General features: G+C 42.2%; 16 protein-coding genes. 11 read left to right on the top strand and 5 right to left on the bottom strand.

The genetic code is table 11. The features are described from left to right. Positions 1 to 145: 145 nt before the first annotated feature. The gene (locus QQK00_RS18720; protein WP_284219217.1) at positions 146 to 586 is read right to left on the bottom strand and encodes a hypothetical protein; all 441 of its coding nucleotides are present in this window, start codon (positions 584 to 586) and stop codon (positions 146 to 148) included. Positions 587 to 874: 288 nt separating this feature from the next. Between QQK00_RS18720 and QQK00_RS18715 the strand changes: the two genes are divergently transcribed. Next, the gene (locus QQK00_RS18715) at positions 875 to 1,822 is read left to right on the top strand and encodes an integron integrase (protein ID WP_284219216.1); all 948 of its coding nucleotides are present in this window, start codon (positions 875 to 877) and stop codon (positions 1,820 to 1,822) included. 115 nt (positions 1,823 to 1,937) lie between these two features. On the opposite strand, the gene QQK00_RS18710 is transcribed toward QQK00_RS18715, so the two are convergent. Then, a complete protein-coding gene (locus tag QQK00_RS18710; RefSeq protein ID WP_284219215.1) occupies positions 1,938 to 2,765 on the bottom strand; it encodes a PHP domain-containing protein in 828 nt (275 codons plus the stop codon). A gap of 359 nt (positions 2,766 to 3,124) precedes the next feature. On the opposite strand from QQK00_RS18710, the gene QQK00_RS18705 reads away from it, so the two are divergent. From QQK00_RS18705 to QQK00_RS18675, 7 genes are all read left to right on the top strand, one after another. Next, the gene (locus tag QQK00_RS18705; RefSeq protein ID WP_284219214.1) at positions 3,125 to 4,714 is read left to right on the top strand and encodes an anthranilate synthase component 1; all 1,590 of its coding nucleotides are present in this window, start codon (positions 3,125 to 3,127) and stop codon (positions 4,712 to 4,714) included. Between the two features lie 3 nt (positions 4,715 to 4,717). Then, positions 4,718 to 5,362 (top strand): aminodeoxychorismate/anthranilate synthase component II, encoded by a 645-nt coding sequence (locus QQK00_RS18700; RefSeq protein WP_284219213.1) that lies wholly within the window; start codon positions 4,718 to 4,720, stop codon positions 5,360 to 5,362. Between the two features lie 55 nt (positions 5,363 to 5,417). After that, on the top strand, positions 5,418 to 6,434 hold the full coding sequence (trpD, locus tag QQK00_RS18695) for an anthranilate phosphoribosyltransferase (RefSeq protein WP_284219212.1): 1,017 nt from the start codon (positions 5,418 to 5,420) through the stop codon (positions 6,432 to 6,434). Positions 6,435 to 6,439: 5 nt separating this feature from the next. After that, positions 6,440 to 7,861, top strand: a complete 1,422-nt coding sequence (gene trpCF / locus QQK00_RS18690) for a bifunctional indole-3-glycerol-phosphate synthase TrpC/phosphoribosylanthranilate isomerase TrpF (RefSeq protein ID WP_284219211.1) — start codon at positions 6,440 to 6,442, stop codon at positions 7,859 to 7,861. Positions 7,862 to 7,916: 55 nt separating this feature from the next. After that, positions 7,917 to 9,098 carry a tryptophan synthase subunit beta gene (trpB, locus tag QQK00_RS18685; protein ID WP_284219210.1) on the top strand — a complete coding sequence of 394 codons (1,182 nt, stop codon included), beginning with the start codon at positions 7,917 to 7,919 and terminating at the stop codon, positions 9,096 to 9,098. Beyond that, positions 9,098 to 9,931: a tryptophan synthase subunit alpha gene (gene trpA / locus QQK00_RS18680; protein WP_284219209.1), complete on the top strand. Its 834-nt coding sequence runs from the start codon at positions 9,098 to 9,100 to the stop codon at positions 9,929 to 9,931. The genes trpB and trpA overlap by 1 nt, the downstream gene beginning before the upstream one ends. Positions 9,932 to 10,008: 77 nt before the next feature. After that, positions 10,009 to 10,308: a YciI family protein gene (locus tag QQK00_RS18675; RefSeq protein ID WP_284219208.1), complete on the top strand. Its 300-nt coding sequence runs from the start codon at positions 10,009 to 10,011 to the stop codon at positions 10,306 to 10,308. An 18-nt stretch (positions 10,309 to 10,326) separates the two neighbouring features. Here the strand turns inward: QQK00_RS18675 and QQK00_RS18670 are convergent, their stop codons facing one another. Both QQK00_RS18670 and QQK00_RS18665 read right to left on the bottom strand, forming a co-directional pair. Continuing rightward, positions 10,327 to 11,265, bottom strand: a complete 939-nt coding sequence (locus tag QQK00_RS18670; RefSeq protein WP_284219207.1) for a GGDEF domain-containing protein — start codon at positions 11,263 to 11,265, stop codon at positions 10,327 to 10,329. Between the two features lie 140 nt (positions 11,266 to 11,405). After that, on the bottom strand, positions 11,406 to 12,461 hold the full coding sequence (locus QQK00_RS18665; RefSeq protein WP_284219206.1) for an AI-2E family transporter: 1,056 nt from the start codon (positions 12,459 to 12,461) through the stop codon (positions 11,406 to 11,408). Between the two features lie 101 nt (positions 12,462 to 12,562). On the opposite strand from QQK00_RS18665, the gene folX reads away from it, so the two are divergent. After that, the gene (folX, locus tag QQK00_RS18660) at positions 12,563 to 12,931 is read left to right on the top strand and encodes a dihydroneopterin triphosphate 2'-epimerase (protein WP_284219205.1); all 369 of its coding nucleotides are present in this window, start codon (positions 12,563 to 12,565) and stop codon (positions 12,929 to 12,931) included. A gap of 2 nt (positions 12,932 to 12,933) precedes the next feature. After that, positions 12,934 to 13,827, top strand: coding sequence for a TIGR01777 family oxidoreductase (locus QQK00_RS18655; RefSeq protein WP_284219204.1), 894 nt, complete (start codon positions 12,934 to 12,936; stop codon positions 13,825 to 13,827). Between the two features lie 58 nt (positions 13,828 to 13,885). On the opposite strand, the gene QQK00_RS18650 is transcribed toward QQK00_RS18655, so the two are convergent. Further along, the gene (locus QQK00_RS18650; protein ID WP_284219203.1) at positions 13,886 to 15,373 is read right to left on the bottom strand and encodes a tryptophan halogenase family protein; all 1,488 of its coding nucleotides are present in this window, start codon (positions 15,371 to 15,373) and stop codon (positions 13,886 to 13,888) included. Between the two features lie 242 nt (positions 15,374 to 15,615). Here QQK00_RS18650 and QQK00_RS18645 point away from each other — a divergent pair, with 242 nt between their 5' ends. After that, positions 15,616 to 17,046, top strand: coding sequence for a phosphomannomutase (locus QQK00_RS18645; protein WP_284219202.1), 1,431 nt, complete (start codon positions 15,616 to 15,618; stop codon positions 17,044 to 17,046). Positions 17,047 to 17,056: the final 10 nt, after the last annotated feature.

Below are 17,056 nucleotides of genomic sequence, written 5' to 3'. Positions count from 1 at the left end.
TTAGGCTTACAGGATCAGGCAAGATTGTTGCGTTTTACTTGACGTGGGGAGTCATACCAACGCCGCAATTACCGGCGAGCGCTGCAACGCAGCGCGAGTCCCTGCTGGTGAAACCAGCAGCTTGGGTAGATTGCTTTGTTAGCTGCTATTTCCAAAACTGCCACCACTTTTTTGACATGCTGGCTCTCATTGCTTCACCCGCAGCCTTTAATTCTTTCCAATTTGACTGCCCATCCGCGCCATAGACTTCACACTCATCTCCTTGAACTTTAGCATCAAGAGCAACAGCAATTTGGTACATCTTCTTTATGATTTCATCATCAGGGTTTTTAACTTTTATATTACCTTCGAAATAATCGAACCACGCCATATTTCCATCTTTTTCATGGCCAGAATACCCAGTCCAGACAGATAAACCTTCGCTTTCAATCCTTAAGGCTCCATTAGGAGTTCCTGCTTCAGCATACCCATCTAATCTCATATCCGGAGATGACCTTACATAATCTGTCCACTCATCAAGTGTTATCTCAGCGCCTTCGTCCTCGAACCACTCTTCTTTTCTTGTGATATGTAAATCGTATCCCATGGATTTTTCCTTGGCAGCTAACAGTTTATTATCTGCACGTCCGTATAAGTCCGAACGTACAGTTACTAAATATGTAATTATGAGATATTGTGACGACAATTCGAGATAAATGTCAAGACAGCCCTCTATTTTAGCGGGCATAGCTAATAAAAGTTATTGGTTCTAAAAGTCATAGCGTGAATTCTCGGTTTCCACATACTCATAAAAATCAAGTTGTTATCATGCAAACAACAGATAATTAATTTACAAACCGAGAATTGGAGCTAAAAAACATCTCAAGGAGGAGAAATGTCTCAGTTCATAGAGTCCGTAAGACAAAAATTACGCGCACTTCGATATAGCTATAGAACGGAAAAATCGTATTTGCGTTGGATGCGTGCCTATATCAGATATCACAATTACCAACATCCGAATACGCTTGGTGAGGCTGAAATTGATGCTTACTTAAGTCACTTAGCAAACACAAAGAATGTGAGTGCGGCTACGCAAACACAGGCGCTTTGCGCGCTAGTTTTTATGTATAAAAAATGTTTAGGTTATGAAGAGTTAACATTGCAATTTGGCTTTTCTAAAAAACCAAAAAATTTACCTGTAGTGATAAGTACTGAAGAAGCCAAACAGATTATAGGCAAATTGTCGGGCAAGTATCACCTGATTGCCTCCTTGTTATTTGGTGCTGGATTAAGGACCAACGAAGTACTACGACTTCGCATAAAAGACATTAACTTTGACAACAATACAATTTTTATATTTCGTGGGAAAGGCGCTAAAGACAGGTATAGCTTATTACCGAAATCGCTCATTGAACCACTAAAACACCAAATTAACGTGGCAAAGAAGGCGCATCAAAAAGACCTTAATGAAGGCTTTGGGCTTACTTCACTGCCTCCTTCGCTACACAGGAAATACAAAAATGCGCTCAAAGACACGAGTTGGCAATATATTTTCCCATCTAACAATAGATGTGTGCACCCTATCGACGGCTATATTTGTCGGCACCATATACACGAAACAGCCTTCAGAAAACAATTGCGTCAAGCAGTCCTCGCAACCAAAATAGATAAACGAGTAACCGCACATACATTCAGGCATTCCTTTGCCACTGAATTGCTGCGCAGCGGCAGCGACATCAGAACAGTACAAGAATTACTTGGTCATAGCGATATTCGCACTACTCAAGTGTATACACATGTTATCGGTGATAAATATTCTGGTACAAAAAGTCCTGTAGATTGATTAACTAAAACTAGTAAAACGGCTACATCCTGCATTGCCTTAAACCCTTCAAACCTAAATTATGCAATTCTGTATAAAGGCATCAAACAAGAGTATGAGTATAAGAAAATTAACGCTAGGTCCAAGCTTGCCAAACAGGCGTCATATCTGCCGGTAAAACCAATTTTCTACCTAGCTCGGTCCAACGCGTAGGCGCATGAAAATCAGACCCCACACTGGCACGCAAACCTAATTCCTTCGCTAAATTCACGATAAGATCGCGTTTTGTCGGTGAAATATTTGGGTGCATGACTTCAGTCGCATCGCCGCTTGCAGCAGCAAATGCCGTCAAGAGTTTGCGGATCCATTTTGACTTCATGTCGTAATGAAAAGGATGTGCAAGCACAGCATGCCCTTTGGCGCCTCGTATTACATTGATCGCATCCGCCATATCTATCCAATCAGGTGACACGTATGCGCGTTTTTTTGCACCTAAAAATTGCGTAAACGCTTGCTGTAAATCTTTACAAATACCTTCGTCGACTAAAACAGCAGCGACATGAACTCGCGATACGATACCCGACGCTTTACTCAGACATTTTTCATATAGCTCATCGATGCCAAGAAAAGCGAGTTTTTGTGTTATTTTGTGAGCACGTTGAATTCTTTTTTGCTTTTGAACATCCAGCACCTCAATCAGCTTTTGATTGTTCTCATCAAAATTGAGACCCAATATATGAATTTCGAAACCATGCCATTTAGTACTGATTTCAACACCATTTATCAATCTAACTTTTGCATTAAATTGTTCAATTGCTTCACGCGCAAGGGGCAATCCGTCAATATTGTCATGATCAGTAATAGCAAGCATGTCTACTTGCATTTGTTGTGCTCTCATCACTAATTCTTGCGGTGTAAGTTGCCCGTCTGAACAAGTAGTATGGGTGTGTAAATCAATCTTCAAATTAGTGGCCTTCGGCGTGTTACTAAACTCAATTCGCGACAAACATTTATATCATCAACGATGGCTTTTCTATCATAATTTAGGGTTACGTTATAAGAAATTCAATTTTTAGCGGTTGACATAGGCGTCATTTTGTATTCTCCTATGCACCTGAAAATCAATACAGATTTTAATGGATAGTATCATATGAATTCGACATACGTACGCAACATTTGGTGGTGGTGCAACCGGACTTAGGGCTCTGGCTGCATGTGTGTGCACGAATTCCAAGGCCCGTTTAAGGGCCTTTTTTGTTTCCGACAAACAAGCCCTAGCGTAAATGAACTAAGAAAGTAGATAAAATACCAAAGGAAGTAAACATGAGTCTGTCGGCGCTGGGGCAAACCCCAGGAACAGTAGAAACCATATCGCGAGAGCTAGCTTATTTGTCTGACCCACTGGTCGCATACAAAAAAGTCGCCAGTACTAATTCTCTTTTACTCGAATCAGCAGAAATTGATAGTAAAGACGATTTAAAAAGCTTGATACTTATTGACGCGGCGCTGCGAATCGAATGCAACGGAAGTCAAGTTGACATTGTTGCAACATCTGAAAATGGGGCGTCTTTATTGCCCTTTTTAAACACGCAACTAGCCGATTTTATAGTCACCGAAGAAAAGACCAGCTTGCGCGTCGAGTTCCCACAACCCGATGGTAATCTAGATGAAGACAGTCGTTTAAAGCAACCAGCTGTCCTTGACGTACTTCGCGCTATCTCAAATAAAATTACGCCCATTCGCGACGACAACAATGCTGTATTTTTAGCTGGCGTGTTTGCTTATGATTTAATTGCTACTTTTGAGCAACTTCCTAGTGTCGTAAAAGGTAAAAACACTTGCGCTGACTATGTGTTTTACTTAGCTGAAACCCTACTACTCATTGACCACAAAGCAAAAACAACCGAGCTGCTAGGCAGTGTATTTTCGGGTGAAAATGTTGCACAACAGTATTTTAAAGTGAGCCAACAATTAGAGAGTTTAACGCATTCTCTAGACGATTTATCTGAAGTAAGCTTTTCTGAAAGTATGGCAGACTCGCCAGCCGTCAATACCGATAAATCGGATGCGGAATATTGCCAAGATGTCTTAAATCTACAAAAAAACATTCTCGACGGCGATATTTTTCAAGTCGTGCCGTCTCGTACTTTTTCACTTCCCTGTGAACACCCCTTATTGGCATATAAGCGCTTAAAACAAACCAACCCTTCTCCTTATATGTTTTACATTCAGGATAAAGATTTTGTGATTTTTGGTGCATCGCCCGAGTCGGCCCTTAAATATGAGCAGACATCAAATCAAGTAGAAATTTATCCCATTGCTGGTACTCGCCCACGAGGTAAACGTGAAGACGGCACTATCGATTTAGACTTGGACAGCCGCTTAGAACTCAACCTACAACAAGACCACAAAGAAAAAGCCGAACATATCATGTTGGTTGATTTGGCAAGAAATGACGTTGCAAAAGTTTCTGTACCCGGCTCACGTTTTGTCAAAGATTTATTAAAAGTCGACCGATATTCGCATGTTATGCATTTAGTTTCGCGAGTAGTTGGTCAATTACGCGATGACCTTGATGCGCTCCATGCTTATCAAGCGTGTATGAATATGGGTACCTTAGTTGGCGCACCAAAAGTCAGCGCAGCCGCCTTAGTGCGTCAAACTGAACAAGCAACACGCGGAAGTTATGGCGGTGCGGTAGGTTACCTAAATGGTAAAGGTGATTTTGATACCTGTATTGTAATTAGAAGTGCGTTTGTTAAAGATAACGTCGCTCATATTCAGGCGGGTGCAGGTGTAGTAAAAGACTCGATACCTCAATCTGAGGCTGACGAAACGCGCGCAAAAGCGCAAGCGGTTATTCAAGCAATTAGCACTGCAAATCAAGCATTAAACAGCAGTGAGGTAAAATAATCCATGACATATTCAAACGCTGAAGACAAGGTGAACAACATTGACCAACTGCACGTCATTTTAATCGATAACGTCGACTCATTCACTTATAATCTAGTTGATGAACTTCGTGTATTGGGTGTGAAACTAAAGGTTTACCGCAATACCGTAGAAGCGAAACACATTTTAGAGCAACTCGCCTTGGCTAAAACGCAAGGTCCTTGTGTACTCATGCTTAGTCCGGGCCCAGGCGCACCAAGTGCGGCTGGCTCTATGCCAGAAGTTATAAAAGGTGCACAAGGCAAATACCCAGTGCTTGGCATATGTTTAGGCCATCAAGCCATTGTAGAAAACTACGGCGGTGTTGTTGGGCATGCGCCAGAGGTAATGCATGGCAAGGCCTCGTTAATGACATTTTCAGCACATGAAATATTTGCAGGTTTATCTAACCCCTTGAGCATTGCTAGATATCACAGTTTAGTGGCCACTGATGTACCCAATTCTTTGCAAAAGATTGCAGAAATTGACGGCTTACCCATGGCGATATTAAATGAGGCTGATAAGATGCTCGGCTTTCAATTTCACCCTGAGTCCATATTAACGTGTGAAGGCAGCAAACTCCTTCAACAAGCGTTAATGTACTTAGCAAATGATTTACCAAACACATAAGGTTTATCGCGAAGTGATGAATAAAGCTAAATTTGAGAACAAGGAATAAGCGCGGATGGACATTAACTTACTACTTGAACATGTTTACGCAAACAAAGACTTATCTCAAGATGAGTCTCACGCTATTTTTTCGAGCCTAATGCAAGGCGAGTTGAGTGAAATATCAATCAGCGCCCTACTCATCGCGCTAAAAATGAAAGGCGAATCAATTGGTGAAATTGCGGGCGCAGCGTCAGCGATGATTGAACACGCCAAAGCATTTCCTCAACCAGATTATGCATTTAGCGACATTGTGGGGACGGGTGGCGACGGCCACAATACAATTAATATATCCAGCGCAGCGGCGTTAGTTGCGGCATCATGCGGCATAAAAGTTGCCAAACACGGCAACAAAAGCGTCTCTAGTAAATCAGGTTCATCAGATTTATTCGCTAGCTTTGGTTTGAATTTGATGATGACGCCTGACATCGCGCGCAAATGTCTGGATGAGGCTAATTTTTGTTTTCTAGCGGCACCAAATTATCACGCCGGCGTTAAGCATGTTATGGGAGTACGTGGCACCTTAAAAACACGTACCTTGTTTAATATACTTGGTCCGTTAGCAAATCCAGCTAAACCAAGCCACGGTGTATATGGTGTTTATGCACCAGAATTGTTGCCCATTTATGCAAGAGTATTAGATGCCTTAGGCCACAAAAATGCACTTGTGGTACATGGTTCTGGTCTAGACGAAGTAGCACTACATGGTGAAACCAAAGCGATTCATTTACAAGACGGAAAATTTACTGAACTTAGCTTTACACCAGAAGATTTTGGTGCAAAAAGTGCGTCCCTTGATGCTATCAAAGGTGGTGTTCCCGAACATAACAAAACGCTTATTGAAGCGGTTCTTGCAGGCGCGGGTGAAACCGCGCACCGAGATGCGATAGCAATAAATGCAGCCTGTCTACTGTGGACAAACACGCCAACCAAAAGCATCCGTGAGTGTTATGAACAAGCAATCAATAGCATGCAAAACGGTAAACCGCTGGCAATTATGCAAAAAGCGGCAAAATTGAGCCTGGAGAAGTAAGCAGTATGGCTAACGTGTTAAAAAAAATCGTCGCTGACAAGCGGCTTGAAGTAAGCCAACGCGAGATAGATTTCCCGCTTAACGCATTTAAAGACGCTTTATCGCCGTCGAAAAAATCGTTTTTGGCGGCACTACAAAAAGACAAAGCTGGATTTATTTTTGAATGTAAAAAAGCTTCACCTTCAAAAGGTTTGATTCGAGCGCATTTTGATTTAGATGAAATAGTCAGCGCCTATGAAAAAGAAGCAGCGTGCTTTTCTGTACTAACAGATGAAAAGTATTTTCAAGGTAAGTTTGAATACTTAGATTACGTAACGTCAAGGGTGTCTCAACCAGTATTAAATAAAGATTTTTTTGTTACACCATACCAAATTTATTTGGCTCGTCATCACAACGCAGATGCTGTACTACTGATGTTGTCGGTGTTATCAGATGACGAGTATAAAAACCTACACAGTATTGCGGATGCACTAGCACTCGATGTTCTCACCGAAGTAAGCAACGAAGAAGAAACCCATAGAGCACTTGCGTTAGGCGCTAAGATCATTGGAATCAACAACCGCAATTTACGTGATTTAAGTACTGACTTAACAACGACTGAACGCTTAGTCCCTATCATTCGACGTCACGAAGCCTTTGCAGGAGTGATTATTTCTGAGTCAGGTATTTATACTAACGAAGACTTGCGTCGATTAAACCACCTTGTAGACGGGTATTTAATTGGCAGCTCGTTGATGGCACAAGATGACCTTAACTCGGCGATCAACACCTTGGTATATGGCGAAACAAAAGTGTGTGGCATTACGTCAGTAGATCAAGCTAAGTTGGTATCAAATTATCCCGCAAACCACTTAGGTTTAATTTTTGTTGAAGCATCAAAACGTCATGTCTCACTTGACGCTGCAAAAAGCATCGTCAAGAGTATTAATACCTCGGGGTTTAACAAAAAATTTGTCGGTGTTTTTCAGAACCAAAGCGCGGCACTAGTGGCCGATTATGCCAATAGTTTAGCCTTAAGTGCAGTACAACTTCATGGCCAAGAAACAAATGAATATATACAAGAACTCAAACCTTTGTTGCCGCGCAATTGCGAAATCTGGCGAGTGTTATCTATAGACGTAAACGACACGTCAGTGCTCAACAACGCGATTGAAAAACAGGAAAATGTTCTGGTTGATAAATACCTACTCGATAGCAAGGTTGGAAATACGCAGGGCGGCACGGGCAAGGCCTTCGATTGGCATCTGTTAAACGAAATTGAAAATAAACAACATTACATATTAGCGGGTGGTATTGGCCCTGAAAACGTCAGTCAAGCAAGACAAACAGGGATTGCCACACTAGACGTGAATAGCGGCGTAGAATCAGCGCCGGGAGTCAAAGTAGCAGAAAAGCTCAATGACCTATTCTCTCAGCTTAGAGTGTAAAGTGCTCAAGATTTAACTTTGTGCTTGTTAAGGCACAATAAAAATTGGTGAAACAATGAATAAATTAGATACAAAATTTGGCGACTTTGGCGGTATGTATGTACCTGAACTTCTTATTCCAGCATTAGACCAATTGGAACAAGCATTTTTGGACGCAAAAGAAGATCCTGCGTTTAACGAGGAGTTTTTATCACTGTTAAAAGATTATGCCGGTCGCCCTACGTCCATGACTCTCACGCGTAATTTAGTGTCTAACCCAAAGGTAAAACTATACCTTAAACGAGAAGATTTACTGCACGGCGGCGCGCATAAAACGAATCAAGTATTAGGGCAAGCGTTACTCACTAAACGAATGGGTAAAACAGAAGTTATTGCGGAAACAGGCGCGGGGCAGCATGGTGTAGCAACGGCGTTAGCATGCGCATTGCTTGGCTTAAAAGCTCGTATTTACATGGGTGCTAAAGATGTTGAACGTCAATCACCCAACGTCTTTAGAATGCGCTTAATGGGCGCAACCGTCATTCCTGTTGATTCAGGTTCAGGCACGTTAAAAGACGCAGTAAACGAGGCAATGCGTGACTGGTCAGCCAACTACGAAACTGCACATTACTTACTAGGTACGGCCGCAGGCCCTCACCCATTCCCAACTATCGTGCGTGAATATCATCGAATGATTGGTGAAGAAACTCGTCGCCAAATTATGGAAAAAGAAGGCCGTTTACCTGATGCCGTTGTGGCATGCGTAGGTGGTGGTTCTAATGCGATCGGCATGTTTGCAGACTTCATTGACGAGCCATCCGTTAAACTTATTGGCGTTGAACCAGCAGGTAAAGGTATTCATACAAAAGAGCATGGGGCGACAATATGTAAGGGGAGCAAAGGCATATTGCACGGCGCATTTACCTTCATTATGCAAGACGAAGTAGGTCAAATCGAAGAGTCTTATTCTGTCAGTGCTGGCTTAGACTATCCCGCTGTTGGCCCCCAACATGCATATTTGCACGACATTGGGCGGGCAGAGTATTTTGCAGTAACAGATACGGAAGCGCTCAATGCCTTTCAGTTACTTGCCAAGAAGGAAGGTATTATTCCAGCACTAGAATCATCGCATGCACTTGCACACGCGATTAATATGGCTGAAGAAGCCGAGGATGATTCTATTATCGTGGTTAACTTGTCTGGCCGAGGCGACAAAGATTTATCGCATGTCATAAATATACTAGGAGATAGCATCTAATGGGACACAGTAAATTTGATGGCACAGGTCGCTACAGTAAAATGTTTGCTCAACTTGAAGCAAAAAATGAAGGCGCATTTATTCCCTTCGTAATGATAGGTGACCCAGACAAAGAGACCAGTCTAGATATTATTCGTACCTTGGTAAAAGCCGGTGCAGACGGACTTGAGCTTGGTATTCCTTACTCAGACCCTATTGCCGACGGCCCTACAATTCAAAAAGCCAGTATTCGTGCATTAAACAATGGCATTAAACCACAAGATTGTATGGATATTATTGCCGAAATACGTAAAGAGTTTGCTGATATTCCCATAGGTCTATTACTGTACAGCAATCTTGTATTAGCGCGTGGAATGAACACATTTTATGCAGAAGCCGAATCTGCGGGTGTTGATTCAATCCTCATTGCTGATGTGCCGATTCGCGAAGTTGCTCCTTTTGCGCAAATAGCATCTGCTCATAATATCCAGCAAATATTAATTGCGCCACCAAACGCTAGTGACGAGACACTTGCATCTTTAGGTGAATTATCTACCGGTTACACCTATTTACTCGGGCGTGCAGGTGTTACGGGTACTGAAACCGAAGTAGACATACCGGCTAGCGCATTAATAAACAAATTGGATGCATATGGTGTAGCGCCGCCTGTTCTTGGTTTTGGTATTTCTAAACCAGCGCAAGTGCAAGCCGCTATAGATGCTGGCGCAGCGGGTGCGATTTCAGGTTCAGCAACAGTAAATATCATTGAAGCCAATATAGACAATAAAGAGGCGCTCACAGAGGCATTAAGTGATTTTGTGAAGACGATGAAGTCTGCGACTAAACGCGCATAGTGTTGCGCTCGTCACGTATATTGCACAACACTGAGAATTAAGTCAGCGTCGAGCTGAAATGAACCAAGGAAATTAAGATGTATTACGTTATTTATGCGCAAGACAAAGCTAACAGCTTGAGTGATCGCCTAAGCGCTCGCCCTGCACATTTAGAAAGGTTGAACGCGCTAAAAGATTTAAATCGTTTGTTAGTTGCAGGCCCTACGCCTGCCATTGACTCCAACGATCCGGGAGACGCTGGGTTTACTGGCTCAGTTGTAATCGCAGAATTTGCTTCATTAGAGGAAGCAGAACACTGGGCAGAGCAAGACCCTTACGTTGCAGCTGGGGTATACGAACAAGTCACCGTAAAACCGTTTAAGCATGTACTACCTTAAGCCCATGTTTCATTGGGCTTAACTTGCTAAACTTATTTTATCTCTACCGGCATCTTTCGATGCGTATAGTGCCTTGTCTGCGCGGTCAACCCACGACGTAACAGACTCATCAAGTTTAAGTTCAGCAACACCGAATGACATTGTATAATTTGGCAGTGCGTCACTTTGGCTCACTGCAACATATTCTCGCAAATCATGCGCTAAGGTTTGACCATCATGTAAATTACTGTTTCTTACAATGATCGCAAACTCCTCCCCCCCTAGACGATAAATTTTGTCAGTTCTGCGTAAGCGCTTTCCCATCAAACTTGTTGTTTCTTTCAATACTTGATCACCAACACCATGACCAAACGTGTCGTTTAGACGCTTAAAATAGTCCATATCAAACACAATTAACGTAGCACTTTTGGCATTTTTAACTAAGTCAGTAATACAATGCTCTGCGTCTCGGTGAAACGCCCTACGATTACCCGCTTGGGTAAGGTAGTCTTCAACAGCTTCAGTATTCAGTTGTTCAAAGCGTAATTGTAATTCTCTGGCAAAGTAATACACGAAAAAAATACTCGGGGCCAACGTCGCATATAAGGTAAGTACGGTTTCTAATGAGGTTCTATTTACAAGGACAGGCAATAATATCGAGCTCATGCAAACTAATAATGCTAAAGCATGGCGTGGTGACAGCATTGAAAAAATGCCTAGCGTGCCTGGGAATATCCAATACATACTAGCATCACTGCCATAGTGAGAACTGAATATCATTCCGACTGCCAAGGTAAGCGATATTGTCCCTTTGATGTAGGCGACATATTTTTCTTTATAGAGGAATACAAGAGACAAAAACGCCACTGATAGTAAAACGGCATCGACCAATACCATCATGATATTTTTCTCAAGCAAACGAATTGTCAGCATTGGTGTTAATGCAACAATCATCAGCAATACGATACACATTGTCATGCGATCGCTAATGCTTTTCTTAGAGAAATTACGCAACAACATCATGATGTATGAATTTGACTACCTTTCAAGGTGTACTCACATTTTATGCCTTTAGTCTATATCGGCTAAACGCACCATAACTGAATCCCCACTAGTGTTCACACCTTAGTCAAATCAGGTGCATCCGTTTCACTACCTGTATCATCAGAGAGTAACACAGCCAACCAACGACTCTCTTCACGTGACTCTAAGGCAATTTTTACTACCATTGTCAGTGGCACGCTAAGCAACATACCGACCGTCCCTAACAACCATCCCCAAAAAATCAATGACAAAAACACAACAAGGGTAGATAAGCCTAAACCTTTACCCATAAAGCGTGGCTCAATTACGTTCCCCATGACAGTGTTTACAATAATAAATCCAAGGCCAGCAAGACCGGCTTTAGCAAAACCAAATTCAACAAACGCCATCAATACGGCAGGGATAGCCGCAATGATAGAACCAATATTGGGGATAAAATTTAGCATAAATGCCAATACAGACCATAACATAAAGTGATCGACCCCCAGCATATACAGCCAAACACCAATAAAGACGCCCGTACCTAAGCTCACTAGCATCTTAATAACTAAGTATTGATTAACAGAGGCTAAAAACCGATCGATATGGGTCAATTGCATTTCAGGATCTGCCATCGCAATATGTACACGTTTTGGCATAGACTCGGCTTCGAATAACATGAAAATAACGGTTAACAGAATTAAAAACACATTTGACAATACCGTGCCCATGCCGGTAATGAAATTCGATGCCATGGTCATTGCCATCCCCGGATCAAGATAAGAAACAATTAGTCCCTGATCTAACTCGATGTTCGCCACGGTAAGTTTTTCAATTATCCAAGCAAATTCACCGGACAATTGTTCTCTGTAAATCGGCATATTTTGTCTAAATTCAGCCAACGACTGCGTGATCAATCCGGCAAGCATAAAACCAATTACCACAATTAGCAGTATTACTAAGGTGACGGATAACCAACGAGGTACTTTATATCTTGCTGACCAATTTATTAGCGGGCTTACAGCAATTGCAATAAACGCAGAAAGTAGAAAGGGTACTACAATGACGCTTGCGGCCTTAATACCGGCCAATACGATGACTAAAGCAGCCATAACGATTAGCGTTTTAACAGTGGGTGATTTTAATTCCATGTACCGTTTCCAAAAACAAAATAAAAAATTAAATAGCTTGTGTATTATAAGCACAAATCAACAACAAGAGCACAAATCAATGACAAGGAATACAACATCAAATGAATCTTGATCTGGCAAAGATACGCATCAAAAACCTTAGACTACGCACATACATCGGCATCAATGATGACGAAATTCGAAATCAACAAGATGTAGTGATTAATATTGTCATTCATTATGATGCTAAACGCGCCACCGATACAGACAACATGGACGACGCGCTCAATTACAAAACAATTACCAAGGCCATTATACGCTTAGTAGAAGACAATCGTTTTTCACTGCTCGAAAAACTTACCGCTGACGTGTTGGATATTGCCGCTGAGCATCCTTGGGTCACTTATGCTGAGGCGGAAGTAGACAAACCCCATGCGCTGCGGTTTGCTGATTCTGTATCTCTTTCTTTGTCTTGCACTAAAGGCGACTAAATATGCAACATTTGTTAATTTCTGGCGGTACTGGTTTGATCGGGCGGCACCTAATAAAGCGACTACTTTCGAGCTATAAAATAACTGTGATTAGCCGCGATCCAGCGAGGGCAAAACGCTTACTGGGCGACGCTGTGGCTATCACCGAACTAGCCGAAATAACAGACCTTGAAAACATTGACGGTATTATTAATCTTGCGGGTGAACCGATAACAGACAAGCGTTGGACAGACAGTCAAAAACAGCGCATTTGTCATTCTCGTTGGGATATAACAGAAAAACTAGTCGAGCTCATACACAACGCCACCGTTAAACCAAAGGTATTTATTAGTGGCAGCGCTGTCGGGTTTTATGGTCGACAAGGTGATACGCCAGTTACCGAAGACCACAGTGATTGTCACGACGAATTTAGCCGCGAGGTTTGTAAGCGTTGGGAAGACACCGCACTTAACGCCACAGACGCAACCCGCGTGTGTATTATACGTACCGGTGTCGTTTTAGCAGAAGAAGGCGGCGCCTTACAAAAGATGATGATACCGTTTCGCCTTGGCTTAGGCGGTCCAATTGGCAGCGGAAAACAATTCATACCCTGGATACATACGGATGATATGCTACGCGCCATCATATTTTTACTAGAAGACGATGCGTGTCATGGCCCTTTCAATGTGACGTCTCCTAACCCAAATACCAATCATTTTTTCGCGATAAAACTCGCGGCTAGGTTAGAGCGCCCTTGCTTTTTTAGAATGCCTGCATCCTTTATTAAATTCTTAATGGGCGAATCATCTGACCTTGTTCTTTTTGGACAAAAGGCGATGCCTCGGCGCTTGCAAACAGCAGGTTTTGTATTTAACTACCCCACGCTAATAGAAGCGCTTGACGGTTTAGACTTGTAAATAGGCGTTGTTCTTCCTTCTATATCCCCTGCCCTCATTTTGACGAGGGTAAAACCTCTTAACATACACTTGATATAAATTTATCATGCGAGGGCAATTGGGCTAAGACTTGATGTTTAAGCGTATGAATACCTTGTATCATCGATAATAACTGAGCATCGGGTATGCTATTTACCACCGGATGGTAGTCTTTGGGTTCAATCCCTTGCCCCAGCATGACTTGAATCCAACTGTTTTGGTTAAACAAATCATCTTGCTCTTTAAACACTAACCCCCCTGCTTTAAATATCTCTATTTTGTGTGCTAAACGCTCGGGAAGCGATATCTCTCGCATTGCTTGCCAAAATTCACCTTGTTTGTTTGGCGAATGGACGACGTAATGCAGCATCAAAAAGTCGCGAATTTGCTCAGCTTCTATACGCGTTTTTTGATTGTACTCATTAATGGCGGCGTCACTAATACCTTCATGCGGGAACACCTGAACCAGTCTTAATATTGCCGATTGGATCATATGAATACTGGTAGATTCTAAGGGCTCTAAGAACCCGGACGAAAGCCCCACAGCAACGACGTTTCCATGCCAACTGCGCTTGCGCTGTCCGGTGGTAAACTTGATGTGTTTTGGTTCCGCCAGCGCGTTAACGCCAACCGCTTGCTGTAGAATATCTTCTGCCTTTTGGCCATCCATAAACTGGCTACAGTACACTACGCCATTACCATTGCGATGTTGCAAAGGAATTTGCCACCGCCAGCCGGCCTCGTGCGCAATTGAACGAGTGTATGGTGGAATCGTTTCGCCACGCGCCGATGGCATTGCAACGGCGCTATCACATGGTAAATAATGACTCCAATCGTCATACCCAGTATTCAACGTTTCTTCAATAAGCATGCCTTTAAAACCAGTGCAGTCGATAAACAAGTCGCCGCTTATTACTTTTCCATTCGCTAATTGGACTGATTTAACAGTGTTTTGTTCTTCACCTTTGACGACATTATCGACTTTACCTTCTATGCGCGTCACACCATTTTGTTCACACAACTCTCGTAAAAACGCCGCATATAACGTGGCATCAAAATGATAAGCGTAAGGAAGCGTTTGCAGCGGATCCTTGCTGTTAATCTTGGCGAACTTGCCTTGCATTGCACACAAATAATTTAAGTCGTAGTCAGACAAATTTGTGTCATTGCCTAACGCGCGAGATTTTTTTAAGTAGTGATGAAACTGACAAACCAATGAATCTTTGCCTGGAATACCAAAAGAGTGAAAATATGCATGCCCTTCTTCGTACCAGTTTTCAAAATTAATGCCTAATTTGATTGTCGCTTTTGTCTTTTTTAAAAATTCAGCTTCGCTAAACCCTAATAAATTATTCATCACTTGAATTGGCGGTATTGTTGCTTCGCCAACACCGACGGTACCAATATCTTCAGACTCAATGAGTGTTAGGTTAATTGCTTTCCCTAATACTTTTTTTAGTAGAGCAGCCGAAATCCAACCGGCAGTGCCTCCACCAAGAACAACGACATCTTTTACCGTATTTTTCATAACTCAATTTATACTACATAACGATTTATTAACATGCTAACGCTTGGTAACGCTATCATCAAGGTATAGATATAAAATATTACTTTGCTTTTCGCTGAATAACTGAGGCGAATAAAGTGATTAAGATAATTCTAATAATTTGGATGATAAGCACCTTATCAATTTTGCAATATTACAAAGTTTATAATTGTATGTTTTAATGCGTATTTTATTGTCGAAGTTCAAAGGAATAATGCAGAATTATGAAGTTGACAGCAAATAAGGTAATAGCTGAGAGTGGTGTAGTATTTGGTACAAGCGGCGCACGCGGCTTAGTCGAAGATTTTACACCTAATGTATGCAGCGCATTCGCTATTGCATTTATTGATGGTTTGCAGCCGCAATTTACCTTTAAGACCGTTGCTATCGCAATAGACAACCGCCCAAGTAGTTCCGCAATGGCGCAAGCGTGTGCAAATGCGCTCGTACTGAAAGGCATAGACGTTTTGTACTTTGGTGTCATTCCAACACCCGCTTTAGCTTACTCTGCCATGAAACGAAATATACCGTGCATTATGGTGACGGGCAGTCACATTCCTTTTGATCGCAATGGCCTAAAATTTTATCGCCCCGACGGTGAAATAACAAAAGCTGATGAGCAGGCAATATTAAATTCCAACACTAGCCTTGATGTCGCACCTGCTGTACTTCCTGAACTTACCGTTGACGATACTGCAAAGATTGAATATGAACAACGCTATACCTCTTTGTTTTCAAATGCTTTGTTACAAGGGAAGAAAATCGGCATCTATGAACATTCTAGTGCCGGACGAGACATATACAGTACTTTATTCAAAAATTTAGGTGCAGAAGTCACAGCCCTAGAGCGAAGTGACGAATTTGTGCCAATAGACACCGAAGCGGTATCCAAAGAAGATCAACTAAAAGCTAGGGCTTGGTCTGATGAGTATGGCTTTGATGCCATATTCTCGACTGACGGCGACGGTGACCGCCCGCTAATTGCGGATGAAAATGGCGAATGGTTGCGGGGAGATATTCTGGGCCTATTGTGCAGTCAAGCATTAAACATTGAAGCTCTGGCAATACCAGTAAGCTGCAATACCTCAGTGGAACTTAGTGAGCTATTCAAACATGTTGCCAGAACAAAAATTGGGTCGCCCTATGTGATAGCCGAATTTGAAAGCCTAGCAAACGGCTTTTCGTCATTCGCGGGCTTCGAAGCAAATGGTGGATTTTTACTGGGGTCCGATGTAAGTATAAATGAGAATGTATTGTCGGCACTTCCAACCCGCGACGCAGTCTTGCCAGCCATTCAGTTACTTGCATTAAGTGTTAGCAAAAACGTAAGCATATCTGCGTTAGTAAATGCCTGCTCTACGCGTTTTTCTGCTAGTGATAGAATCAAAAACTTTGCGACAGAAAAAAGTAAAGCAATCATCGCTCAATATGCAGAAGAACCAAATGTGTTAATTGGCAAGCTGGGGTTTAGCGAAATGTCCGTAGTCAAAACGGATCTCACCGATGGACTAAGAATGACCCTATCAAATGACGACATTGTGCATTTACGCCCTTCAGGTAACGCACCAGAGCTTCGTTGTTATGCTGAGTCGAATACATACTCCCACGCGGAAGTACTAGTAAATACCGCACTAAGCAACGTTATTAACATTTAATTAATGTAAT

The organism is Agaribacter marinus (genome assembly GCF_030160655.1).
GTDB lineage: Bacteria > Pseudomonadota > Gammaproteobacteria > Enterobacterales > Alteromonadaceae > Glaciecola > Glaciecola marina.
The sequence above is the reverse complement of the archived record's forward strand: the minus strand, read 5'-3'. Positions and strand labels throughout refer to the sequence as shown.